The 24,048-nt window shown below is 50.5% G+C and carries 18 protein-coding genes; 7 read left to right on the top strand and 11 right to left on the bottom strand.

Annotation, left to right across the window (positions count from 1 at the left end; genetic code table 11):
- Window positions 1-33: 33 nt before the first annotated feature.
- Both P40081_RS24890 and P40081_RS24895 read left to right on the top strand, forming a co-directional pair.
- Window positions 34-1,020, top strand: coding sequence for a LacI family DNA-binding transcriptional regulator (locus tag P40081_RS24890; protein ID WP_042138917.1), 987 nt, complete (start codon window positions 34-36; stop codon window positions 1,018-1,020).
- Window positions 1,021-1,124: 104 nt separating this feature from the next.
- Window positions 1,125-3,419 (top strand): alpha-galactosidase, encoded by a 2,295-nt coding sequence (locus P40081_RS24895; protein WP_042138918.1) that lies wholly within the window; start codon window positions 1,125-1,127, stop codon window positions 3,417-3,419.
- A gap of 259 nt (window positions 3,420-3,678) precedes the next feature.
- Here the strand turns inward: P40081_RS24895 and P40081_RS39835 are convergent, their stop codons facing one another.
- A complete protein-coding gene (locus tag P40081_RS39835; RefSeq protein WP_256703893.1) occupies window positions 3,679-3,810 on the bottom strand; it encodes a hypothetical protein in 132 nt (43 codons plus the stop codon).
- 1,375 nt (window positions 3,811-5,185) lie between these two features.
- Between P40081_RS39835 and P40081_RS24900 the strand changes: the two genes are divergently transcribed.
- The 4 genes from P40081_RS24900 to P40081_RS24915 all read left to right on the top strand — a co-directional run bounded on the left by P40081_RS24900 (window position 5,186) and on the right by P40081_RS24915 (window position 10,871).
- The gene (locus P40081_RS24900) at window positions 5,186-6,328 is read left to right on the top strand and encodes a matrixin family metalloprotease (RefSeq protein WP_042138919.1); all 1,143 of its coding nucleotides are present in this window, start codon (window positions 5,186-5,188) and stop codon (window positions 6,326-6,328) included.
- A gap of 57 nt (window positions 6,329-6,385) precedes the next feature.
- Window positions 6,386-6,775 carry a YhfM domain-containing protein gene (locus P40081_RS24905; RefSeq protein ID WP_042138920.1) on the top strand — a complete coding sequence of 130 codons (390 nt, stop codon included), beginning with the start codon at window positions 6,386-6,388 and terminating at the stop codon, window positions 6,773-6,775.
- Window positions 6,776-7,725: 950 nt separating this feature from the next.
- Window positions 7,726-8,343, top strand: a complete 618-nt coding sequence (locus P40081_RS24910; RefSeq protein WP_042138921.1) for a TetR/AcrR family transcriptional regulator — start codon at window positions 7,726-7,728, stop codon at window positions 8,341-8,343.
- A gap of 35 nt (window positions 8,344-8,378) precedes the next feature.
- Window positions 8,379-10,871 carry an MMPL family transporter gene (locus tag P40081_RS24915; RefSeq protein WP_042138922.1) on the top strand — a complete coding sequence of 831 codons (2,493 nt, stop codon included), beginning with the start codon at window positions 8,379-8,381 and terminating at the stop codon, window positions 10,869-10,871.
- An 806-nt stretch (window positions 10,872-11,677) separates the two neighbouring features.
- Here the strand turns inward: P40081_RS24915 and cls are convergent.
- The 7 genes from cls to P40081_RS24950 form a co-directional block, all read right to left on the bottom strand.
- Complete coding sequence (gene cls / locus P40081_RS24920; protein WP_042138923.1) at window positions 11,678-13,132, bottom strand: cardiolipin synthase; 1,455 nt, start codon at window positions 13,130-13,132, stop codon at window positions 11,678-11,680.
- On the bottom strand, window positions 13,114-13,713 hold the full coding sequence (locus P40081_RS24925; RefSeq protein WP_042138924.1) for a TetR family transcriptional regulator: 600 nt from the start codon (window positions 13,711-13,713) through the stop codon (window positions 13,114-13,116). The genes cls and P40081_RS24925 overlap by 19 nt, the downstream gene beginning before the upstream one ends.
- Window positions 13,714-13,994: 281 nt before the next feature.
- Entirely contained in the window at window positions 13,995-14,369 is a 375-nt protein-coding gene (locus tag P40081_RS24930) for a hypothetical protein (protein ID WP_042138925.1), read from the bottom strand.
- A 73-nt stretch (window positions 14,370-14,442) separates the two neighbouring features.
- Entirely contained in the window at window positions 14,443-15,369 is a 927-nt protein-coding gene (locus tag P40081_RS24935) for a phosphotransferase family protein (protein WP_042138926.1), read from the bottom strand.
- A 39-nt stretch (window positions 15,370-15,408) separates the two neighbouring features.
- Complete coding sequence (locus P40081_RS39100; RefSeq protein ID WP_042138927.1) at window positions 15,409-15,939, bottom strand: hypothetical protein; 531 nt, start codon at window positions 15,937-15,939, stop codon at window positions 15,409-15,411.
- Window positions 15,940-16,149: 210 nt separating this feature from the next.
- On the bottom strand, window positions 16,150-16,854 hold the full coding sequence (locus P40081_RS24945; protein ID WP_042138928.1) for a hypothetical protein: 705 nt from the start codon (window positions 16,852-16,854) through the stop codon (window positions 16,150-16,152).
- A 194-nt stretch (window positions 16,855-17,048) separates the two neighbouring features.
- Window positions 17,049-17,420, bottom strand: coding sequence for a winged helix-turn-helix transcriptional regulator (locus tag P40081_RS24950; RefSeq protein WP_042138929.1), 372 nt, complete (start codon window positions 17,418-17,420; stop codon window positions 17,049-17,051).
- A 204-nt stretch (window positions 17,421-17,624) separates the two neighbouring features.
- Between P40081_RS24950 and P40081_RS24955 the strand changes: the two genes are divergently transcribed.
- Complete coding sequence (locus P40081_RS24955; protein ID WP_042138930.1) at window positions 17,625-18,206, top strand: NAD(P)H oxidoreductase; 582 nt, start codon at window positions 17,625-17,627, stop codon at window positions 18,204-18,206.
- Window positions 18,207-18,618: 412 nt separating this feature from the next.
- Here P40081_RS24955 and P40081_RS24960 read toward each other — a convergent pair whose 3' ends face one another.
- The 3 genes from P40081_RS24960 to P40081_RS24970 are packed head-to-tail and all read right to left on the bottom strand — an operon-like array spanning window position 18,619 to window position 24,022.
- On the bottom strand, window positions 18,619-20,124 hold the full coding sequence (locus P40081_RS24960; protein WP_042138931.1) for a beta-N-acetylhexosaminidase: 1,506 nt from the start codon (window positions 20,122-20,124) through the stop codon (window positions 18,619-18,621).
- 53 nt (window positions 20,125-20,177) lie between these two features.
- The gene (locus P40081_RS24965) at window positions 20,178-23,018 is read right to left on the bottom strand and encodes an alpha-mannosidase (RefSeq protein ID WP_042138932.1); all 2,841 of its coding nucleotides are present in this window, start codon (window positions 23,016-23,018) and stop codon (window positions 20,178-20,180) included.
- Between the two features lie 5 nt (window positions 23,019-23,023).
- Window positions 23,024-24,022: a glycoside hydrolase family 130 protein gene (locus tag P40081_RS24970; protein WP_042138933.1), complete on the bottom strand. Its 999-nt coding sequence runs from the start codon at window positions 24,020-24,022 to the stop codon at window positions 23,024-23,026.
- Window positions 24,023-24,048: the final 26 nt, after the last annotated feature.

A 24,048-nucleotide genomic window follows, 5' to 3' on the forward strand; every position in this document is an offset into this window, starting at 1 on the left:
GTAAATATATTAACTAAAAAGGCGTGAAGCAGCTTGGCAACGATTAAAGACATCGCCCGTGAGGCCGGCGTATCCGCCGCCACCGTATCGAGAGTGCTAAATAATGACCTGTCCCTGGCTGTCAGTGACGATACGCGGAGCCGGGTATTTGCGGTTGCAGAGCAGCTTGGCTACAAGCCCTCCCGGTTAAGGCAGCTGAAGCGGGAGACCGAGCTGAGCAGCAAGGCCATTACGCTTCTGCTCTGGTGCTCGGCGGAAGAAGAACGGGAAGATCCGTATTACGGCTCAATCCGCCGCGGGGTTGAGCTGCGCTGCGAGGAGCTCGGGATTGTGCTCGGCCAGACGCTGCGCGGACGTAACCCGCTGCCCCCGCTCCGGGCCGATGATGGACTTATCGTCGTAGGCGGCTTCGACCCCAAGGAATTCGAGAGGCTGCATGCCGACAAAAGCACGACCGTGCTGGTTGACCAGTACGAGGAACGCCTGGAGTACGACTCCGTGCGGACGCATTTCCGTCAGGCTGTCGGTCAGGCGCTTACTCATCTGCTCGACCTTGGCCACCGGGATATTGCCTTCATCGGCGGCGGCGGTGAAGGCGAGCGCCGGGCGCATCACTTCAGCCGTATGATGCAGAGCCAGGGCTGTTACGATCCGGGGCTGGTCCGCAAGGGCAGCTGGAGCAGTGCTGACGGTTACCGGATGATGGACGAGCTGCTGGCCGGTGGCAAGCGGCCGACAGCCTGCTTCGCAGCCAGTGATCCGCTGGCGGTCGGCGCCCTCCGCGCCCTGCACGACCACGGCGTGCAGGTGCCTGCAGAGATGGCCATTGTCGGCTTCGATGACATCGAGATGGCCGCCTACGTCCAGCCTCCGCTGACAACGGTGCGCGCCTATCCCGAGCAGATGGGCAAAGCGGCCGTCCAGCTGCTCGCCGAGCGGTTCGAAGGACGCGAAGTGCCATCGCATACGATTATCGGCACGAAGCTGATCGTCAGGGAGACCAGCGGTGGAAGCGCCTGACTAAATTGGCAGGCTGAATCTATGTAAACAGAAACTATATATTGCAGCTGCAATAACGGACCGGATCACCGGCCGCATCACATCCGACAAGGAGAGTTATGAATATGAACATTATCGCAGATGAAACGTTAGGCCTGTTCCACCTTCAGTCCAAAGATATCAGCTATATTATCCAACTGGTGGACGGCTATCCTGCCCATGTATACTGGGGTGCACGGCTCCGCCATGACGACAGCCTGACCGGGGCGCTTGAGCTGCGCGAGCGCGCATCCTTCTCTCCAACCCCGCTGCTGCAGAAGCCTACCCTCTCTCTGGATGCTCTGCCCCAGGAATATCCGCAGTATGGAACAAGTGATTTCCGCCGGCCTGCCTATCAGGTTCAGCTGGCTGACGGCACGCGGATCTCTGAACTCCAATATGCCGGCTACACAATCACAGCGGGCAAGCCGGCCCTTGAAGGGCTGCCTTCGGTCTATGTAGAGAATGAAGCGGAAGCCCAGACACTGGAGCTTACACTGAAGGATGATTACGCGGGTCTGACCGTTAAGCTTATGTATACCGTCTTCGCGGGCCATAGTGCAGTTACCCGTTCTGTCCGCTTTGAGCATAACGGTAAGGCACCGCTGCGGCTGGAACAGGCGCTTAGCGCATCCGTTGATTTCGCAGATTCCTCCTACGATACCCTGCACCTGAGCGGTGCATGGGCGAGAGAACGCCATGTTCAGCGCCGTCCGCTTACCCCGGGCGCAGCCTTGTCCCTGGAAAGCCGCCGCGGCTCAAGCAGCCACCAGACCAACCCGTTTCTTGCCCTGCTCCGTCCGGGCGCGGATGAAGACCAGGGTGATGTATTCGGCTTCAATCTGGTCTACAGCGGCAGCTTCGCCGCAACTGCAGAGGTTGAACAGTTCGGACAGACCCGGGTAAGCATCGGAATTAACCCGTTCGACTTCTCCTGGCTGCTGGAACCGGGCCAATCGTTCCAGACCCCGGAGGCTGTGCTCGTCTATTCCAGTGAAGGACTCGGCGGCATGTCGCGCACCTATCACCGGCTCTACCGGACCCGGCTGTGCCGCGGCGTTCACCGCGACCAGGCCCGTCCGATTCTCGTCAATAACTGGGAAGCGACCTATTTCGATTTCGACGCCGACAAAATCGCTGCGATCGCCAAGGAAGCTGGCCCGCTCGGGATTGAACTGTTCGTACTTGACGACGGCTGGTTCGGCAAGCGCGACAAAGACAACAGCTCGCTGGGCGACTGGTTCGAAGACCGCCGCAAGCTGCCGGAAGGTCTGGCCGATCTCGCTGGCAGAGTCAACAAGGAAGGTCTGCAGTTTGGTCTCTGGGTTGAGCCGGAGATGGTATCCCCGGACAGCGATTTATACCGTAAGCATCCGGACTGGTGCCTGCACGCCGAAGGACGGCGCCGCACTGAAGCCCGCAACCAGCTCATTCTGGATCTCTCCCGCCCGGAAGTATGCGATTATCTGTACGAGACACTCAGAGCTGTCTTCTCCAGCGCACCCATAACCTATGTCAAATGGGATATGAACCGTAACATGACGGAGATTGCCTCTGCCAACGCCAGCCCTGAGCGGCAAAAAGAAACCGCCCACCGCTATATGCTCGGCCTGTACAACCTGCTGGAGCGCCTGACCTCGCGTTTCCCTGATATCCTGTTCGAGAGCTGTTCCGGCGGCGGCGGCCGGTTCGATCCGGGAATGCTGTTCTACATGCCGCAGACCTGGACCAGTGACGACACCGATGCGATTGAACGCCTGGCAATTCAATATGGTACTAGTATTGTCTATCCGGCCAGCAGCATGGGGGCTCACGTGTCGGCGGTACCGAACCATCAGGTTGACCGCATCACCTCCCTTGCCACCCGCGGGGATGTAGCGATGAGCGGCAACTTCGGCTACGAGATGGATCTTACCAAGTTCACGGAAGCCGAGAAGGATCTGGCTGCCCGGCAGATTGCCCAGTACAAGGAGATCCGCACGCTGGTGCAGCAAGGCGATATGTACCGTCTGCAGAGTCCGTTTGAAGGTAACGGCGACACAGCCTGGATGTTCGTCAGCGAAGATAAGACGGAAGCCTTTGTTGCCTACTTCCGGGTGCTGGCTAAGCCCAATGCACCGATCTCGCGTCTTACGCTCAAGGGGCTCGATCCTGAGCTGGATTATGTGATTGAGACTGGCGCAGCCGATGTTACCGCAAAAGGCCACGGCGGCGGGGAAGCTTCTGTATCTGTTGATGGGCAGAGCTCCACTCCATTCCAGACGGCCTTTGACGGCACCCCTCTCGGCGGCGACCGCCTGATGCGTATCGGCCTGGTCGTTTCCGATCTGCGCGGCGATTACGCGAGCTGCACCTATCGCCTGAGAGCTGTACAGCGTTAATCCTTAACTATTGAGAAGGCTTCAGTCTCCCCGGGGACTGGAGCCTTTTGGTGTTATATGGATCGGCGAGGCTATATAGATAAAGAATGGCTATTACTTTAGTGAAAAGTTGGCTTCAGCTGAGTTTGCGATTGCGGTTGTGGTTGCTGCTTGCTGCTGAGACTGTTGTTACTGCTGCGTTTGATGTTGCGCCTGTTGCTATTGCTGCTTGCTGTTGATGATGCTGTTGATGCTGCTGCTGTTACGGTAAATTCCCGGTTTAAGCGGCTGCTTTTAAAAATCCTGCACCAAATACAACATTTTCCTCGATATCTCGGCCATAATCTGAAATTGTTGTACAAATTGCAATATTTCTGCCCTCCCAGGCGGCTAAGCCGGATAATTCCTGCATTTAGTACAACAATCTGCCTGAACAGCCGGATATATGCGGATCAATGTTGTAATTTGTACAACTGTTTCGGTTAAATAAAGTTGGAATCTATGTCGAAAAAAGTGTGATATCTAATGTTGGCAATTATGATCGAACAACTTTTAATATCCATAAAAAAAGACCATCGATTGCTACGATGGTCTTACACATTCATCATTTAAACTTCACATGAATTCAGAACTCTGGGGTGATTATCCTACTGCCAAAACGGTGGGAAGAGGTTGCTTCAGCGTATTCAACTGGTGATCCACAACAACTATTAAACGAAGAATTTGGTGAAAAATGTGATATTCTTATTGGAGTTTTTTGGACACGATTAGGTACTCCTACTGGAAATTAGTATTTGCATTGATAAAGGTAAAGACTATTAGACTCTTCTATCTTTTCTTTAGATTTGATAACCTCCATTGGAACGTCTTGAATTCAATATCCAAAAGAATGTCAAATCAACCTGTTGCTCCCACAACATTTGTAGCTAAAATCGTTGCGGATACTATTTTAATTCGGTCATATGCAATCGCCTGAAGCAGCAAGCAAGTGCTTTATACATTATGCTTACATACATCGCCAAAGTTTTCTGCACTCATTTCATATATCGCTTCCTTTCGTTTTTTCATTTATTTCACCTAGATTTGAGCCTGAAATGAATACAGCGACAATTAAGACTAAGCAGTAAACTCTTGGTCGCTACTTCTCTTTTTGATGAATCAACTCAATCTAACTTATTGAAGGACACCCTTACGGACAATCTGTACGTTCGGACGCAAATATATAACTACCGTTAGTTTGAATCGCGATAAGCTGAAGCTGGTTATCATTCGATTTTTCTCACACAGATGATTTGCCATCCATATATCTATATCATCGCCAATTAACATACACTTTTTAGTTTGCGTCGGTTGTGATTATTCGTTTAGCTATAAAGTCTCCTCCATCTCTAATGGGCTCCATTTCGCGTATAAGCCCTTCCATGTTTCAACCTCAATTTCCCTTATGAATAAATAAAAAGGTGCCGACGCAGCAAATAAGCAGGTTTTCTTTTATGTCGCACGTCTTCTTAACCTTTACTATTCTAGATGTTCAAATTCAGCGGCATTATCCTTCGCTTTTTATTGCTAACTTTATTTAATCGAAACATCCATCAATATGTCTAGGCGTATCACCTTTTGCATTTTTCGACACCACTCCCCCTAATTAAGGATGAAATCCCTATAAATCTCTTAATATAGTCATAATAACCCAATTATTGATAATTAATGATCGAAAACAATTTTATCCCAAAAATATGTGCTATATTAGTGTAGTTGTTAAATAAACCCACATACGGAGGTAAGTGATGAAGAAAAGAACAGCTGCTTTTATGGTTTTAAGTACGTCATTATTATTTTCATCTGTTGTTAGCGCTGATACGCATAGCCCACGAGGTGGTACTGATCACGGTAACGTTAAAGTCTGGTATGATTATTCTATAGCATCATATGGTTTTACAAGTCATTATGATCACGCAATTTCCACTTGGAATGGAAGAAATGCAAATGTCTCAATTTCCAAAACTCTTAATAATTCTGGTCAGGTAGATAGATATTATGTTGGAACTACAACCGAACCTAACCTATTTGGTCGCACTATTTTTTATAATGATCTTGGTATAGCAGTAGATCCAGATTGGTTCTCTTGGAGTCGCTCTGTTGTTTCAGCATACTATAATCAATTACATGATTACGAGGGTGGTGTTAATTTCACAGCAGCAAGAATTAAACATACTACTGCCCATGAAGTGGGACACTCACTTGGGTTAGATCACACTACTGCTAGCGCTCAAGTCAGTACATCTCTTATGACAGCAGGAAATCATCCATCTGTTAATAGAGACAATAACACTCCTACTAGCTACGACATCAGTGAGTTAAGATCCCTTTATGGAGGTCCTGCATTAAAGGCTCCCGACTTAAATGCAGAAACTCCTAATCCAAATGTGGTTAACATTGAAACGGAATACGAATTGTTTGATAACTTATCTGAATTATCAAACAATTCAGACCTCGTTGTTGTTGCATCACCAATGGATGATTTTGAAAATAGAAAGCATATTGCAACTTTTTACGATACAGGTGATTTACAAGATTATTACACCTTAAATAATCTTAGTATTAAAAAAGTATTAGCAGGAGATTCATCAGACATAGGTGAAAATTTAGAAGTGATTGAATCTAATGCTATCGTTGATTTTGGTTTACAAAAAGTGAAAATGGTTAATGATGGCTACCAAGAAACCCAAAAAGGAACAGAATATATTTTATTCTTAAGTAAAAATCCTCAAGGCCAATATCAAATCATCAATAGAAACGCAGGAGTCTTTACTCTGGATGAAGTTAATTCCGCCGCTACTAATAAACGAGGAACTTTTATAACAAGAGATAATGATATCAGAGATAATTTGCTAAATGAAGTTACTAACACTTACTCAAATGAGCTATAGAATTTGTCTGGAGGCTGAATATTCAGTCTCCAGATTTCTTCAGTGGGGAGGTAATTCATGAAAAAAATTAGTATCTTTTCAATTTCAATTATACTTTTAGTTATTTTGATTTATGTATTTGCCAGACCAAAACCAGATATCATTAGTGTTAATCTTGTGTCCGAAACTAATGAGATCACTTACTCTGACAGTGAAAGCGTTCAAATCTTCGAAGATGCTATAAGAACTGTTAAAAAAGTACGCGGGTCTGTTGATGTGGGTCCACCAAATTATCAGATGACTGTTACCTACGCTGATTCTAAGGTTGTTGAATACAGCCTTTATATGGATTTTAAAACCAAAAACGGCTTCTTGATTAAACAAAGTAATAGTGAAAAGATGCTGGACTTAAAGGATCAAAATTCGGAAGAACTCGCCGATCTGTTAAGTAAGGGAAACAAAGAATAATTTTAAACGTTCACTTAAAAAGGTTGTTGAAGAAGCTTCGTCCATCGATTATTTCTTGTTAGTCGTGATTCTTCAGAGTTCGAGTTTTACTCTAGCTCACTCTTCTCACAAATCCCCATCTCATTTTCACTATGTAGATAATAGACACCTTTCTGGTGTCTTTTTGCGTTCAATCACTTTTTTGTGCACATAAAGAGGGGATAACATTCAATAAAATTGGACTGATAAGACTTCATTATGTATAAATTAATTTTAGCTTATTGACAATAACGGCTTATCAAGATGAGTAATACAGTCTTGGTCTACGCTCCTTCTTCTTTATAACGTTCCTTTCTTTTTATTGAACTGCTCGTTCCGAACAATTTGTACGTTCGTACGCAAATAATAACTACTATTACTTTGAATCGCTGATGAGCTATAGCTATGTATCATTTTATTTTGCTCACACAGATGATTCCCCATCAATATGTCTACAGGAGCGACCAATTAACATTACACTTTTAGTTCGTCGTCGATCGTGATGATGCGTTTATTTATTTATAACACTCCCTTTCTAATAGGCTCAATTTCGCGTATAAGCCCCTATTCGTCACAACCCCATAATGACAATAAAAAGGCACCTGCGGAGCAATTAAGCAAGCTTCCTTATCTTTCAGATGTTTCCTAAGATATGACCATTCTGGATGTTCAAAATCAGTGCCATAATCCTTCGTTTTTTCATTGCCAACTATATTTAATGAATCAACAACATTTCTCATTTTCCAAGCCAGCAAGGTTCCTCCGGCAACCAACCACCAGCTACGGAAACTGAATTATTAAGTTAAATTTTAAATATTCACGTTTCAGACACTAATTGCACATTGTGCAATCTTGCTCTTTGAGCAATAATATAGACTGTAGATTACAATTCAGCATTCATCCTATACATAAGAAAGGAGGAAGCATACAACTTGAATCCCAAACTGACACTGCGGGACCAAAAAAAAGAAGCAACCGCCTACGCTTTGGCCGTAGCTGCCTTCGAGCTTGCGCTGGAGCAAGGCATGGACGGCTTCATCGTCGATGACATTGTCCAGAAGGCCGGTTATTCGCGGCGGACCTTTGCCAACTATTTCTCATGTAAGGAGGAAGCGGTGGCGGCGTATTTCATCAGCAGCGCTGCAAATGAAGATAAGAATATGCTGCTTGCTGTTCTGCCTCAGGATGCTACACCGCTGGAAGCTTTGTATAATCTGCTCAAGCTGCAGTTCACTTCAGAGTTTCTGCATAAATTGCGGCAGTTCGTATCGCTCGCGAATCAGTATCCGTCGCTGGAGCCTTATATTCTCAGCGTATTCCGCCGCCTGCAGATTGCCGCCCTGGAAGTACTCGAACAGTTCTCCCATGGACGCTATGACGATGGATATACCCACCTTCTCGCCGGTGCCGTCTACGGGGCATTCGTTCCTATACTGGACGGACGCCTCAACGTCATGCTGCCGGGCGAAACACAGGATGAACCCTCCAGTGCCATGCCGTTTGATCAATATTTGAATTCCATGTTTGCTTACTTACGCAACGGCTTCTAAAAATAAATTCAGAGATAAAGAGGAGAAACCAATACATGTCAACATTTCTGTACCGCCTAGGGAAGTCGGCTTATTCCAAGCCCTGGTATTTCATCGCGGCGTGGATCGTCGTGCTCGGTGTTATAGGAGCCCTGCTTGGTGTCAATGGCATCCAGTCCAGCTCCGAAATGAAAATTGAAGGCACCGAATCGCAAAAAGTGCTGGATAAGCTGACCCAGGAGCTTCCTGCTGCTGCCGGCGGCCAGGCGAGCGTCGCCTTCACCGCACCAGACGGGGAACGTCTGGATACGCCGGAGCGTGTAGCGCTGCTCCAGAAAGCTATCAATGACGTCTACAATATGGAATACGTCATCAATCCTATGGAACTGGCAGCACAGGCTGCCGCTGCAGCTCAAGCCGCCGGCGCTGATCCTTCCGCTGCTGCCGGTCAAGCCGCCGCTGCCGATCCTTCCGCTGCTGCCGGCCAAGCCGCCGCTGCCGATCCTTCCGCTGCTGCCGGCCAAGCCGCCGCTGCTGATCCTTCCGCTGCTGCTGGCCAAGCCGCCGCTGCTGATCCTTCCGCTGCTGCTGGCCAAGCCGAAGCTGCCGATCCTTCCGCTGCTGCTGCCGCGGGCCAAGCTGCCGCCGCACAGTCAGCTCCTTACGGTCCGCTGATGGCTGACGGCGCTCCGGTTCCCGGCGTTATGCTGTCTGCCGACGGCAATATTGCCCTGTTTCAGTTCCAGTTCACGGTTCAGCAGACATCCCTTCCATCGGATGTACCTGATAATATCATCGATACCGTGACTGAAGTTGAGCAGGCAGGCTCCGGCATCACTGCGATTCCGAGTGATTCCCTGAAGAGCATCCCGGCCATCGGCTCAACCGAAGCAGTCGGTGTTGTCGTCGCTGCGGTCGTACTGTTCATGACGCTAGGCTCGGTCGTTGCTGCCGGTCTGCCGCTGATCACTGCACTCCTCGGCGTCGGAATCAGTGTCGGAGGTGCGTTTGCCCTCGGCAGTCTGATCCAAATGAATGACATTACACCGGTTCTCGCCGTGATGATCGGTCTGGCTGTAGGTATCGACTACTCCTTGTTCATTGTTAACCGCCAGCGCCGTCTGATTCTCGATGAGAAGCTAAGTGCCGGCGAATCCGCCAGCCGGGCACTGGGCACCGCCGGCAGCGCCGTATTCTTCGCCGGTCTGACTGTTATCATCGCCCTGTGCGGCATGCTCGTTATCGGCATCGGCTTCCTGTCGACCATGGCACTTGTAGCTGCAGCCAGCGTTCTGATCAACGTCCTGCTGGCGCTGACCCTGCTGCCTGCCCTGCTCGGACTGGTCGGTGAGAAGATCGTCACCGCCAAAGCCCGGACGAAGAATACCGCTGCCGCTAAAAAAGCACAGCACGGCTTCTCGCACCGCTGGGCAAATGCCACAGTGAAATATCGCTGGGTGATCATTATTCTCGTTGTACTCGTTCTTGGAACAGCAGCGATTCCGGTAACCAAAATGGAGCTGGGCATTCCTTCGGGCGCCTCGGCAAACCTGGATACTCCGGCCCGCCAGAGCTATGATGTGATCTCCAAGGGATTCGGCGAGGGCTTCAACGGTCCGCTGCTGCTGGTAGCGGAGCCGAAGAACCCGTCCGACAAAATTTCGATGGAGCTGCTGGGCAAGCTGACTCAAGAGCTGCAAATGCATGATAATGTTACACAGGTGTCTCCGATGGGCGTGAATGCCACCGGCGATATTGCCATCATCAGCCTGATCCCGAAAACGGGTCCGACAGATACAGCTACAAGAGATCTCGTGCAGGAACTGCGCGATCCGTCTTCCAGCCTAACCTCAGGGAATAATATTAATCTTGGTGTGACCGGCTTCACCGCCATCAATATTGATATGTCCTCCAAGCTGTCTGATGCCTTCCCTGTCTACATCGGTATCATTGTTATTCTCTCGCTGATCATCCTGCTGCTGGTCTTCCGGTCGATTATCGTACCAATCAAGGCAACCATCGGTTTTGTTCTCAGTATCCTTGCCACCTTCGGTGTGACCACCGCTGTCTATCAGTGGGGATGGCTGCATTCCCTGTTCGGTTTCGATACAGGAGGACCGCTGCTCAGCTTCATGCCGATTCTGGTCACCGGCATTCTGTACGGTCTGGCTATGGATTATCAGGTGTTCCTGGTCAGCTCCATGCGTGAAGCTTATGTCCACGGCCGCCGCGGCAATGACAGTGTCGTTCACGGCTATGATCTCGCCAGCCGCGTTGTGCTTGCCGCAGGCGTAATCATGGTTTCCGTCTTCTTCGGCTTCATCTTCGCCCCTGATGCGATGATTAAGCAGATCGGCTTCGCACTTGCCTTCGGCATCCTGATCGATGCCTTCATCATCCGCATGACGCTCGTTCCGGCCGTCATGGCCGTCTTCGGCGACAAAGCCTGGTGGCTGCCGAAATGGCTGGACCGCCTGCTGCCGAATCTCGATGTTGAAGGCGATAAGCTAATCGCCAAGCTGAATGCCGAGAGCGGACAGAAGCACTAGAACAACCCCACAAAACGGAGCCTTAGCTTCGATAATTACTCAGTTAATTTGCGGGGACCCCAGCATATTTTAATTCATCTAAAATAATGGACGGCATCTCCGCCGTCCGCCCCCAAACAAAAGAGGGCCTGCAGACATTGTCCGCAGGCCCTCTTTTCTATACAACAGCTCTTCTCAAGCTACACTGAAAACCACATGCTTCCCAGCTGCCAGCGCCTTATCGTAAAAAACCAGAAGAAGACCTACAATTCACCCTTTAATTCCTGTCTCAGCGTTTCCGTTCCGTAACCCGGCTCCAGCGTATCCATCAGCTCTGCTCCATCCATCGCCATTATGCCCTCCAAGGTATCTCATCTAACATTACATATTGACCAAGCATCCCCATCTGCATCTCCTCCTAAGTTACCTGCACGGTATATCACTAATATCACTAATATCACTATTACACTAGTACAACATCAGAACTATAGAAGTGAGTTCAGTAAACAATGCAGCAATTGACGGATTCAGTTCCAAGTGGGAATTCAATAATAGTTGTATACTGTACAATTAAAAACAGTGAAAAGGCAGGCTTGAGTCTTATAACTGTAGTCTGTACAACTAAATTTGCCCGAATGGGTGAGAATCAGGCCGTAATCGCAGTTTAATTGTACGAATTACAACTAAACGGAGAATCAGTTGAAAAACATAACTTTTAGTTGTACAAAGTGCAATTAAGCATACTGCGTATACCGTAATCGGGTCACTGCAAACCCTCAGTTAGCGATTTATCAATGTGGTATTCAATAGTATCCTTACACCGTCTTCTATAGAATAGGCGACAGCAACCGCGAGATTCCCTCCTTCAGCTTAATCATAAGCGAACGCTCCTTGTACCGCTCGGGCGTAAGCCCAGAGCTTAACAGGCTGTCCTGCAGAAACAGGTCCTCAAGCTGTGCGGCGACCTGCCGGTCATACACAATGGCATTGACTTCGAAGTTCAACCGGAAGCTGCGGGAGTCGATATTCATCGTCCCTACGGAGGCGACCTCCCCGTCTGCCACAATGGTCTTGGCGTGCAGGAAGCCGTTCTCATAGAGCAGGATTTTGGCTCCATAATTGAGTAAATCTCCGGCATAAGCCCAAGTCGCCCAATACACGAACGGGTGGTCAGGTTTGTTCGGGATCATGATGCGCAGATCTACCCCTGAGAGCAGGGCGATTTTGCAGGCATCCATGAAGCTGGTGTCCGGAATGAAGTAGGGCGTCTGGATATATACACTTTTTCTGGCCGATAAAATAAGCTTGATGTACATATTCTTCAGATGCTCAGTCTCCGAATTGGGACCGCTGGTGATGATCTGAACCGGGCTTGTCCCCGTATGTCCCCCTGTGTAAAAGGAGAATTCCTCGTAATCCCCGCGCTTATGCTTCCCGGCCTGATGCCAGTCCAGAATAAATCTGCCTTGAATATGATTAACAGCATTCCCTGTGATCCTGAGGTGGGTGTCGCGCCAATAGCCGAATTTCTTATCCAGCCCGAGGTATTCATCTCCGACATTGAACCCGCCGATATAGGCGGTCTTTCCATCAATTATGCACAGCTTGCGGTGATTCCGGTTGTTGATCCGGAAGTTCAGCGGTCTGAGCAGAGACGGGAAGAACACCTCCACCTCTCCTCCTGCTGCACGTAATTCTTTGAAGAACCCGGGGGCAATCCGTTTGGAGCCGACTTCATCGTAGAGCAGCCGCACCTTCACGCCTTCCTCTGCTTTGCGGGTTAATGCATCCCTCAGCTTCTTCCCCAGCGTGTCCGGCTGAATGATGTAATACTGAATATTGATCTCTGTCCGGGCAGACCGGATATCCTCGAATAATGCGTCGAATTTCTGGTGTCCGTCACTGTAGATAACGATGTCATTATCACTGGATAAAAGACCATGCGACGATCTGATATTCATCGTGATGAGCTCTGTGTATTTCTGCAGCCAGGGAGATATCTCCTGGACTTCGTCATGGAGCGAAGCCAGCTGCCGGTCTGTCTCAGCCTGGACAAATTCCTGCTCTTCAATGAACAAATGATAGAAATTCTTCTTCTTAAGATTCCGCCCGAAAAAGATATACAAAACGAACCCCAGGATAGGAATGAAGAACAGAACCATCAGCCAGGCCCAGGTGTAACCCGCCTCTCTCCGCTCAATGAACAGGAACCCCAGCGCCAGCAGAATATTTATGAATGTGATGCTTGAAATAATAAGTGTCGTTATACTTGCGAATTCCATGCCCTGTCCCCCTCTCGTGCGTAAGCCTCAAACCCTCCCGTGACTAATACTGCCACCTTACGGGCGACTTCCTCTTTGTCCATGCGGATCTCCCCGGCCACCCATTGAACAGCTCCTTCATGGATAGCCTGGGCAGCAAAAGAAGCCATTATTTTCCGCTCATCTTCCGTATAGAGCCTATCCAGACCGTCCAGCAAATAAGCCTTGAGCACAGTTAGCATCTTATCTCTGAGCTGCGGTACGACGAATGCTACATAGCTGCTGCGGCAGTTCATCTCCGGCTGGTCATAGAAATCGCACACGGCCAGAACAAGCTGCCCGATGCTGTCCGGATCAACCTTCACTTGCCCTGCAGTGTGTTGTCTGATGGCTGCCGACGCGGAGTCCCCCATCATATAGTCCAGTAATTCGTATTTGTCATTAAAATGTGCATAAAAGGTAGCCCGGTTCACTTTAGCCCGTTGGGTGATATCGGCAATCGTGATTTTCTCGAAATCCTTCACGGACACCAGCTCGATAAAAGCACCCGCCAAAGACTCCTTCGTATGCGTCACCCGTACATTCATTACTTTATTCGCCATAGCATCCTCCCGCCCGACAATAGGTACGTCTTGTTGCTATAGCAACATCTGCACCTGTTTTGTTGATTGTTGCGCTGCCTGATCAGCGGTATATTCTGATTAAAGCAACACGCGTTAATTTAATATATCACAACGAGGGAGAGTTTAAACCATAGAACTATTGTTATCGTCGGTGCAGGACCCGGATTAGGTCTGTCGTTAGCCAAAAAATTCGGGGAGAACGGATTCAGGGTAGCCGTAACAGAAATAAGCGGTAAGACATCCCTTGACAGGGTAATATCTTATCGCTTTTTTCTAATAATTATATTCAGACAACTAAGTATAATAATAGCTATATTTGCTATCAGCACGCCAGTATAAGCATCCGATAAACGGGTCCGGTGTACCCATAGCTTAACAATTTCACCCGACACCCCCATTTTCATTAAATAGGGTTCCAATCCCTTTGTAGTAAGCTTATCACCGTAGACCAGCGGTATATCAATAATATCGTTGGTTCCTATTTCGGGAGTGAATTCAGCCCATAATTGTTTGGCCCATCTGTCATATTTATAGCTGAATACTTCGTCTGATTCACGGTATTCCCACCTGTAATTCCACGCAACAACTAATATCCCCAGTGTAAGGATGCTGATTAATAGAATTTTAAATTTCAATAGGCCGCCTGCTTTCAGGACAATAAGTCTATCCGTTGGATAGGCTTATGTCCGTTATTATTCACTCACCCGCTCACTCCGGCAGCTGAAGCAGCTCATCACGCAGCTGACGATAAGCATCATCCCAGCCCATTTTGGCATAAAAGCGGAGCGCATCCAGCCCTTTGAAATACCGCGCACCGGTCAGCCGTTCATGAAAGTCCGGGATGATGATCCCCTCCCTGTTCTGGTAATCCCGATAAGCCTGAACCACATCAAGCTCTCCCAAGGTCCCATTCAGCGTAGCGAGATCGATCAGAAAATCCCCATAGGCAAAATTGCCGTCGATGATTCCGGTGATCTGCGAGCCATCCGACAGGATGTTCCAGGGCTGAAAATCCCCGTGGATAAAATAGCGGTGCGGCTCGTTGTATTTGGCATACGCCAGCAGGCGGTGGTAACATTCTTCGAATACATCCTTTTCCAGACAGGTCGACTGAAATAAGCCGTGCCAGCCTTCCCAGAAGGTTCCACTCTGATCCCCGGCGAAGAATGAAGTGATATATTCCCGCCATGACGGGTAAGCGCCGGCTCCGCTGGGCTGTATCCATCCGTAGCCGCTTGTATCGCCCAGCTCGGCGTAATTCATCCGGGTCAGTATTTCGATAAGCTCAGGGAGCTGGCTCTGCTTCTCATGATCAGAACAATCGGTCAGATTGCCGCCACGAATCCGTTCAGAGATGGAATAGCTCAATGTCCCCGATTTACCCTGCCCCAGACATTTGGCAAACGGGATGCCCTGGCTGGTCAGCAGATTCGCAACATAACCTTCTGTATCGTAGGCTCCGTCCATGTCACTCAACTTAATGATGCATCCCCGGCCTTCATATTCAAAGGAGAATACGCTGCTCAGGTTCCCCCCTTCTACGGGCATTACCCCGGCCGGACTTGAACCAAAATGCTGCTTCAATATATCTTCTACCCCGCCAATTTCTAATCTTGCTTTCTCGTATGCAGTCATTGCGGCATCCGTCCTCACATATCTTTTGTGAATTCAACCTCAACCTTCAACATCATTAACGTAATGGAGCACAGTTCCGTAGTATTTCATGAACCGCCGATAATCGTCACTGCCATTCATCCCGATGACCGCCGGATAAGCATTAACCTTACGCTGCTTAAGTGCAGCCAGTATTTCCTGTTGGACAGGGCAATGAAATTTGCCTTCTGTATACTCGATCACCAGCGGAGGGAATGCTGCTGCATCCTCATCTTGTACATGAGCCGGGTCATTATTGCTGCCCGTAAGCTCATCACGCCCTATAAGCCGCAGCGGAAATTTAACGACTCCGAAGTACAGCTTCTCTTGCTTCTCTTGCTTTCCGGATTCTTCCTGCCCGGTTAAGGCCTTGCGGGTGAGCAGCAAATAACACTGAATCCATTCTTCGATCATTCCGGCATCCATGTACCGTACAGCCGACTCCACAGTCGGAGCATACGTTAAGTGCCGGTCGTTTTTCTTCGAGTAGATGATCTTCTTGACCGTATCCAGGGATAAATAATACTCGTCGGCAATTTCCGCAATCGTCACTCCATGCGCATACTTGCTCGCGAATCATCAGATTACGCTTTTGCAGCCGCTCTCTGTATCCGGTCGACTCGCCCCAGGTCTTCTTCTCATCCCCTGCCGGGAAATACAGCAGCCTTCCTGCCGCATATTTCTGGACTTCTTTTAATAGCGCCTCCGGGATCACATCGCCGGCATGCTCATATTTCATACCTTCATTCACCTTCTGCAGGGCTAAAGGGCATAGATGCGTCCCTTCAGCTCACTTATGGATTTGACTATGGACTTGCAGGAGCACTCATCATCGATAGAGGCATGCCAGCGCAAGGTATCGATTCCTCTGTAATACGCCATGCATAAGAACCGTTCCTTGAAATCCGGGATGATGATATCCCTTGACTTGCAGTATTCATTGAACAGCTCCGGGATCTTGAAGTAAGGCTTATTCAGATCCATATTAGCGATATCTACCAGACAATCGAAAATCCCGCACTTGCTCCAATCCGGGAAACCAAGCACTGCCCGGCCGTCTGTGATCATATTTTTGAAGTACGCATTATTATAAACCAGGTAACGCTGGCCTTCGCAATAATGGATTCGGTCCTCCATTTCCTTATAGTACTTCTCGAAAAAGTCACGGTCCAGCACGGTAGTCTCGAACATCTCACGCCAATTGAACCAGTACCCCTCTCTCTTCTCCGAGAATGTCTCGGTCAGGAACTCCCGGCAGGTGGAAAATTCCGTCTCGCCCTCCTCATCCAGCCAGCCGTAGCCTGCTATGCCCGAAATATCAGATGAAGAAATCTCCAGCAATTGGTCAAAAAATAACTCATGGCATTCCGCGAACTCCGCCGCACTCAGCTGCTCGGCCACAAACCCCTTCGGTGTCATATTCACCTTGTCAGACAGGAGCGATTTAAGAAAATTATCTTTCCCCATGTTCATCTCACCTTTTCCCATACACTAGAATATACCAGCTGCGCATCTGATAACAGAATCATACACCCTGAAATTCCAGGGAGATAGGCAATGAATTCCTTAAGGTAACTTTGCATAGGCTGCCATACCGGTCACGAGCTAATAGAAAAACCGCCATCCCCTTATCAGGTCTGACGGTCCTCCCCTCACACAGCTTAAAACTCTTCCAAGACCTTGGATTTATCACCATAAACCTTGTCCAGGTGATCCTCTCCCCAGTAACATAAAAGATCCAGCGCAGGCTTTAATCCCCAGCCGTAGGCCGTTAATTCATACTCCACTCTAGGCGGGATTTCTTTAAATATTTTCCGGGCAATAATCTCATCCTTTTCCAGGCCTCTTAGCTGGGTGGTCAGCATTTTTTGTGTAATACCGGGGATTAGCCGCCGCAGCTCGGATGTTCGTTTGCAGCCTGTCATCAAATGATAGATGATTAGAGGCTTCCATTTCCCGCCCATGACTTCTAATGCCGCTTCTACTCCGACTTTATATTTCTTTGGAGTGCTATTATCACTCTGTTCTGTCATTGCTTATTCCTCCGTCAAAAGGCTGTGTATATACCGGAAATATACTATCGGGTGTAGGGCACTTCAATGTACCTATGGTACCTTTCTCATCCTATAGAACATGAAAGTGCGTACTTCCAGACAATTTTATTACTGTTTATAATAGCATCAGCCACTGATCATGGCTACAAATTGGCGGTTCAGAAAGGTAGTGAAGATACTAGCATGAACGTATTAATCGTTGTATCGCATCCGAGACAAGATTCCCTGACCTTTGCGGCTGCCCGCCGTTTTGCACAAGGTCTTACGGAGGCCGGACATAGCTATGAGATATTGGATTTGCACGGGATTGGCTTTGAGCCTCTTTTGCAAGGAGTAGATGAGCCTGACATGTCCCTTGAGGAGCAATCCTTCTCACCTGAGGTGGAACGGGAAATGAAGCGGATGAAGGAGCATGATGCCCTGGCCTTTATTTTCCCCGTCTGGTGGTGGCATTTACCGGCCATGCTGAAAGGTTATATTGACCGGGTATGGAACAACGGATTTGCCTACGGCAAGAACCAGCTTCATCATCAGCAGGTGTTGTGGATGGGTCTGGCCGGCGTTTCGCAGGAACAGATGCGCAAGCGCAACTATGATGAAACAATTGCCCACCTGCTCAATGTAGGAATCGCTGATTATTGCGGTATCTCCAATTCCAGGGTTGAGTTTCTATACGAGACAACCTTAGATTCTAATCCCCGGCATTATGAGCTGCTGCTTAACCAGGCCTATCAATTAGGCTTGAATTATGCGGGGGAACAATGACCTGTTTGGTGAACAAGGTGAGCCCACCGGTATTCATTTTCCCAACTGATACTTGGCGTACTCATTATGACTCCGACTCCACAGCCAGCTAGGAGGACTGAGAATCCGCTATTGGAGCAAATCAGGCGGATTCAGTAGCTAAACGGACTCAGAATCGCTTATATGGACGAATTCCCTCCATTTCAGGCTCGAATAAACAAGATAAGCGATTCTCCGGTTCACCCAGATTTTAAGGCTTTTGAGAGATATAACGGATTCTCAGTCCGCCGCTTCACTCGAGGGTTTGAGTCCTCGACGGAATTTCATAGTGCGGTTTCTCAACCAGTATCATTCCCCCAACAGTGTAGTTTCTCAACAATGAAAAAAGCTGCCCCTACCAGCCTTTCGGCTTTGGGACAGCACTTTTTTTCAACTATTGACTTCGTTCGCTACCCTCCGCGTAACCGGCCAGCTTCTGCTTCCCCAGCCACGCTCTCTCCGCCATAGCGCTAAGCGGCCCGCGGATTCCGACTGCCACTTCTGCTTCGGTCTGCGCTTCCGGCTTGTCGCTCCAGATGGAGAAGGAACAGCCGATTAACTCACGCGGATAAGAACCCGCGGGATATTCCTGCTTCGCTCCGCCGGACCGCTGCGGGAACAACCCCGGATGCCATGAATTGCAGATTTTCACTCCTGTTGGATACGTATAGCCTGCATGCTCACCCAGTACGTAATAAAAGTAGGCATCGTTGAAATTAATCACCTGATGTCCCTGCGCAATGATCTCTTCAACCGGGGCCATCATTTCATGCCATTTCGTCCAATACGTAATTTGGATGGAGGATTTAGGCGTTATTCTCTGGATCTGATCCCCACGGTACAGTCCATCGTTCCAGGCGCGGACGATCCACCCCTTGGACTCCAGATGTTCAGCCACACCGTTAAGGTAGTCAATATAAGTGTCCACACCCGTCCCGCCGCCGATGTTCAGAACATCCCGGGCATACTGCTCAAGCTGGGGATATTCCCCGAACTGCCCGAAGTTGATAAACTCATCGCCGCCGATATGAAAATGCGTGCTTCCGGCAAATAACTCCGCGTATTCGTCGATCAGCTCCAGCACGAATTGCCGCGCAGCGGCATTCGTAATATCCAGCGCGCCCGGGGCAACGGCTCCCGCTGAATTCTTAAGCAGCCAGTCCGGATGTGTCCGCAGGGCTTGTCCCAGATGGCCCGGCGAATCCAATGAAGGAATAACAGCAATATGATATCTTGCGGCCGTATGAATAATCGCCTTCATTTCCTGCTTGGTTAAATATTCGTCCGACATTACCTCAGGATGGCTCTCGCTCATCAGCCTGAAGCCTTCATTCTCGGAGAAATGCAGCTGCAGCGTATTCAGTCTAAGCCGGGACATCTCCCTGATCCTCTCCATGATCCATTCGGCGGTATAGAACTTCCGCCCGATGTCAATATGCAGCGCCCGCTCCGGCATCACAGGGTAATCGGTGATTCTACCGTACGGCATGAAGCCGTCAGCCAACAGCAGCTGTATCACCGTCCGCAATCCATACATCACAGCAGTTTCGCTTGGGGCCGTGATGTGGACAAACTCGCCGATTTCAATGACATAACCTTCCCGGCTGTCCATACCACCGCCCGCTCCGCTGTCGTTCAATTCAATGACAATATCTCCAGAAGACGGTGTCTCACACTCTCCATAAAGTACAGACAGGAGATGGCCGGATGGAGCCAGACTGTCTGCATATTCCGATAGAACAATGATAATCGTATCATTCAGAACCCTGTTTCCCTCTGATCTGATATTGTCTACAATCCTAACCCGGGATTGCGCTGACAGTCTCCATTGCCCCTGAGAGGCCTTCATATACTGCTGCACACCCGGGAACGGACTCTGATCACTGCTTAGCCTATCCATCTGAGGGTCACCTCCTGCTTCTGCTTCTACTTCTACTTCTACCTCATCCTTGGTCAGTCAAGCCGGATGCCAACGGTTAGTATTTCATGTCCGTCGAGCTGAAGCCGAAGCGTATTTGCTCCGCCTTGCTCCAGCCGCCCAGTCTCAGCCGCAATATCCGCAACCTTAGCTTCCAGCACATTCGATGTGTAGAAGCCCGTTGCCGGCAGGTCTGTTTCCAGCTTCATTTCACAAGGCTGGCCCGTCATGTTGAACCAGCGGAGCAGCAGATCCCCGCTCTCTTCGTTCATCTTGAGCGAAGAGAAGGCGGCAGCCGTGCCGCTCCAGCGGACAGCCGAGTACACGGCTGGAATGGTTCCTGTATGAACCTCCGCCTGGGCGCAGGTCCAGGGAATCTGGAACTGGTAGGCCGCAGCCGCGGCACCAAAAGCTACCGCGTCCCCGCTGTGCGGAATAAGCAGCAGCTCCGCCGTATGTTCTCCCTGGCACTGGGCTTCCGGTGTAGGGAACCAGCCCCAGTCGCCCATCTCCCCGACGCAGCGGAGCAGGGTAATGGCGATGGTGTTGCGGCCGTCACGCAGTATTTCATATTCATGGAGTCCGAGATTAGCGACCGTAAGCCCCGCATGCTCCTCCGCCACATCCACAAAACTCTGCTGATGCTGCGCATTGCTCGGGTTCAGCCACTCCGGCGCCGGTTCATTCGGCCGCTCCGCCAGCTCGAACATCGAGTCTACACGGTGGGAAGCTGCGGCCAGATCTGCAGGGAACAGCATCCGCAGACGGTGATCCTTCGCCGTATTATGGATATAACTTTTGACTTCCAGGCCTTTGCCGCTGCGTTCCAGCCTTAACACTGTCCGTAGCTTAAGCAGAACCTTGTCCGCTGAGCGCTGCGCCTGCCGCTCCGGATAATAGACCAGCGCACGCTGTTCTTCTTCCAGCACGGCATCGGCGGAAGCCGGAATCTCCCATTCATGGACGATCTCTATAGATGCCCGGTATGGCGCATCTTCTATGATGCGGATATCAGCCGTCAGCCCCCGGGTAGTCAGCGGAACTTCCCCCGCAGGCTGTCTGTACATATATTCGTTGCCGATGTCCCCGGTATTCTCATAGACACCGAGATCACGGTATACTTTGCCGCTTGGCTTATGCTCCAGCGTGAAGGAACCGTCGGCCATAATCTCAACCCGCAGCGATTCGTTCTCCAGTATCCGTCCGCCGTGGACAAGCGACACTGAGGCCCCGGCACCTGCCCGAGGCTCCGTCCCGTTCGTTGCGGCACCACCCGCTGCGGCGGACCCTGCTATGCCTTGGCCGGATTGACCGGCAGCGGCCCCAGCCAGCGGGCGGACCCAGGCATAAGTGCGCAGCCCCAGCGCTGGCACATCCGCCGCTTCGAAGATCAGCTGCACCTTGCGGCAGCTGTACGGCTGCCGGAACCGGTCATCCGGCAGATCATAGCCGAATGACAGCCCCAGGTCCTGAATCGTACAAGGCACTTCGTTGCCTAGTTCATCCACCAGGACCCGTCCGCCCAGATCAACCGCCTTCATCCGGCGGGCGGTCTCTTCAAGCGTGTGGCCTTCGCGCAGATACAGCCGGGCCGCGTCCAGCTCCACGCTGACTGTACCCGTGCGGCTCCAGCCGCTTGTATTCATCACAACGAGTGGTATCGCGGCTTCCCCGAAACGGGCGAAACCGGAGGTATCCACCGCTCCGGTGATCGCCTGCATGCTGTCCGCCATGATGCCTTCGGCGGTGTGACGGCTCTTGTCGAACCGGGTTACCATCTCACGGTGCACTTCATCCACACTGCAGCCGCAGATGGAATCATGCGGATGGTTCTGCAGCAGTGTCTTCCACGCGTAGGTCAACAAATGCTGCGGATACTCTCCGCCGTGCAGCCTGGCGATAACGGCCAGCGGCTCGGCTACCTTCTCCAGCAGCGCCTGGCCCCGCTGGTTCAGCTGCTTCAGGTACACCCGGGCGGACGCTGTATTAACCAGTGTCCCCCAGCCGTCAGTACGCTGGCTTCGCAGCTCGCCCTTAACCGTGGAGAGGCTGCGGCCGGCAAGAGAGTGCTGCACAGCCTTAATATAATCGGCAAAGTTTGAATGAACGAAGGATATCTCCGGGTACAGCTGCTCTGCGGTGCGGATGGCCTCCGGCAGATCGGTCTGCAGCGGCTGATGATCGCAGCCGTTCATGAACAGCAGCTGATCCGTGGCCGCATACTGCCTCGCATCTGCCAGCTTGCGCTCCCAGAAGGTCTTCGCCTCCTCTGCTTCTGCCGGGATCTCATTGCCGTTCGAATACCAGTTGGCGAACAGGATGCCCAGCACCTTGGACCCGTCCGGCCCTTCCCAGACCAGCTCCGAGAACGAGGATTCATAGCCGTCGCCGGAGACCGTATTGTTGAAGCCTGTCGGCTTCACCCCGCGCCCGAAGAAGGCATTGGTGATTCCGGCCTGTACCATAAGCTGCGGAATTTGTCCGGTCAGGCCGAAGGTGTCGGGGAAATAGCCGATCTTCGATACCTCCCCGTAGACTCCCGCGTCCTGATGCCCGATCTGCAGATTGCGCACATTGGCTTCCGGACTGGTCAGGAAGGCATCCTGCAGGATATACCAAGGCCCGATATAGATCCGTCCTTCACGGATATGGCGTTCCAGCCGTTCCCGGTTCTCCGGGCGGACCTGCAAATAATCTTCGATAATGATCGTCTGTCCGTCGAAGAAGAAGCTCCGGAATCCCGGATTCTGCTCCAGCGTGTCCAGCAGGCTGTCGACCAGCCGGATCAGCCTGAGATGATGGCGTTCATAAGGAAGATACCATTCCCTGTCCCAGTGCGTATGGGAGATGATATGCGCCGTTTGTTGTTTGTCCATGGCTGTTACACCTCAGTCTCCAGAGGATATTCCTCCATATAGTTAAGCAATTCGTCCACGGTGGTGAAGGCCAGACCCGTAACCGTATCTGCACAACCGTAGTAGATGGCAATCCGTCCTGTAGCCGCATCCGTCAAAGCCGCGCAGGGGAAGGTCACATTCGGCACATCGCCCACACATTCGTACAAGGTTTCAGGGCCGAGAATATAGTTGCGTGAGCGGGCTTTCACCTTCCATGGCTGATCCAGATCGAGCAGCGCGCAGCCCATGCGGTAGACAAACCCGTTGCAGGTGTTGATTACGCCGTGGTAGATCAGCAGCCAGCCCTTATCGGTCTCAATCGGAATCGGACCCGGGCCAATCTTCTTGGACTGCCAGGCGGAGGCATCGCCGTTCACCGTGCCCATCACATAGCGGTGCTTGCCCCAGAAGGTAAGGTCAGGACTCTCGCTGTAAAAGATATCGCCAAACGGAGTATGCCCGGTATCGCTTGGACGGCTGAGCATAGCATAATTGCCGCCGATCTTGCGCGGAAGCAGCACCCCGTTCCGGTTATACGGCAGGAAGGCATTCTCCAGCTGATGGAACGTCTTGAAATCAAACGTATACGCCAGTCCAATCGTCGGCCCGTGATAGCCGTTGCACCAGGAAATATAGTAACGGTCATCGATCTTGCATACCCGGGGATCGTAGCGGTATTCCCGTTTGATAATCTCTTCATCGCCCTCGAATTCTATAGGCTCATGGTTGATCTTCCAGTTCACCCCGTCCTCGCTGAACCCGGCAAAGATGTCCATGCTGACCGATTTGGAATCACAGCGGAACACGCCGGCGAAGCCGCCCTCAAAGGGAATGACCGCCGAATTAAACACACTGTTCGAGTTCGGGATCGCATCCCGCTTAATGATCGGGTTGGCGGAATATCTCCATACAGGCGCGTTGCTGTCCGCCGGTTTCTCCTGCCAAGGGATATTTGACAATGTTTCTCCAATAATTGTATTCATGCTCAGGTCTCCTTTGTATATGAAAA

This window comes from Paenibacillus sp. FSL P4-0081 (assembly GCF_000758565.1).
In the GTDB taxonomy this organism is placed as follows: domain Bacteria; phylum Bacillota; class Bacilli; order Paenibacillales; family Paenibacillaceae; genus Paenibacillus_AQ; species Paenibacillus_AQ phytohabitans.

Coding starts and splice junctions, on each gene's coding strand:
- P40081_RS24895 (WP_042138918.1), top strand. CDS start 1,125: ATGAACATTATCGCAGATGAAACGTTAGGCCTGTTCCACCTTCAGTCC.
- P40081_RS39835 (WP_256703893.1), bottom strand. CDS start 3,810: ATGCAGGAATTATCCGGCTTAGCCGCCTGGGAGGGCAGAAATATTGCA.
- P40081_RS24900 (WP_042138919.1), top strand. CDS start 5,186: ATGAAGAAAAGAACAGCTGCTTTTATGGTTTTAAGTACGTCATTATTA.
- P40081_RS24905 (WP_042138920.1), top strand. CDS start 6,386: ATGAAAAAAATTAGTATCTTTTCAATTTCAATTATACTTTTAGTTATT.
- P40081_RS24915 (WP_042138922.1), top strand. CDS start 8,379: ATGTCAACATTTCTGTACCGCCTAGGGAAGTCGGCTTATTCCAAGCCC.
- cls (WP_042138923.1), bottom strand. CDS start 13,132: ATGGAATTCGCAAGTATAACGACACTTATTATTTCAAGCATCACATTC.
- P40081_RS24925 (WP_042138924.1), bottom strand. CDS start 13,713: ATGGCGAATAAAGTAATGAATGTACGGGTGACGCATACGAAGGAGTCT.
- P40081_RS24935 (WP_042138926.1), bottom strand. CDS start 15,369: ATGACTGCATACGAGAAAGCAAGATTAGAAATTGGCGGGGTAGAAGAT.
- P40081_RS24945 (WP_042138928.1), bottom strand. CDS start 16,854: ATGGGGAAAGATAATTTTCTTAAATCGCTCCTGTCTGACAAGGTGAAT.
- P40081_RS24950 (WP_042138929.1), bottom strand. CDS start 17,420: ATGACAGAACAGAGTGATAATAGCACTCCAAAGAAATATAAAGTCGGA.
- P40081_RS24955 (WP_042138930.1), top strand. CDS start 17,625: ATGAACGTATTAATCGTTGTATCGCATCCGAGACAAGATTCCCTGACC.
- P40081_RS24960 (WP_042138931.1), bottom strand. CDS start 20,124: ATGGATAGGCTAAGCAGTGATCAGAGTCCGTTCCCGGGTGTGCAGCAG.
- P40081_RS24965 (WP_042138932.1), bottom strand. CDS start 23,018: ATGGACAAACAACAAACGGCGCATATCATCTCCCATACGCACTGGGAC.
- P40081_RS24970 (WP_042138933.1), bottom strand. CDS start 24,022: ATGAATACAATTATTGGAGAAACATTGTCAAATATCCCTTGGCAGGAG.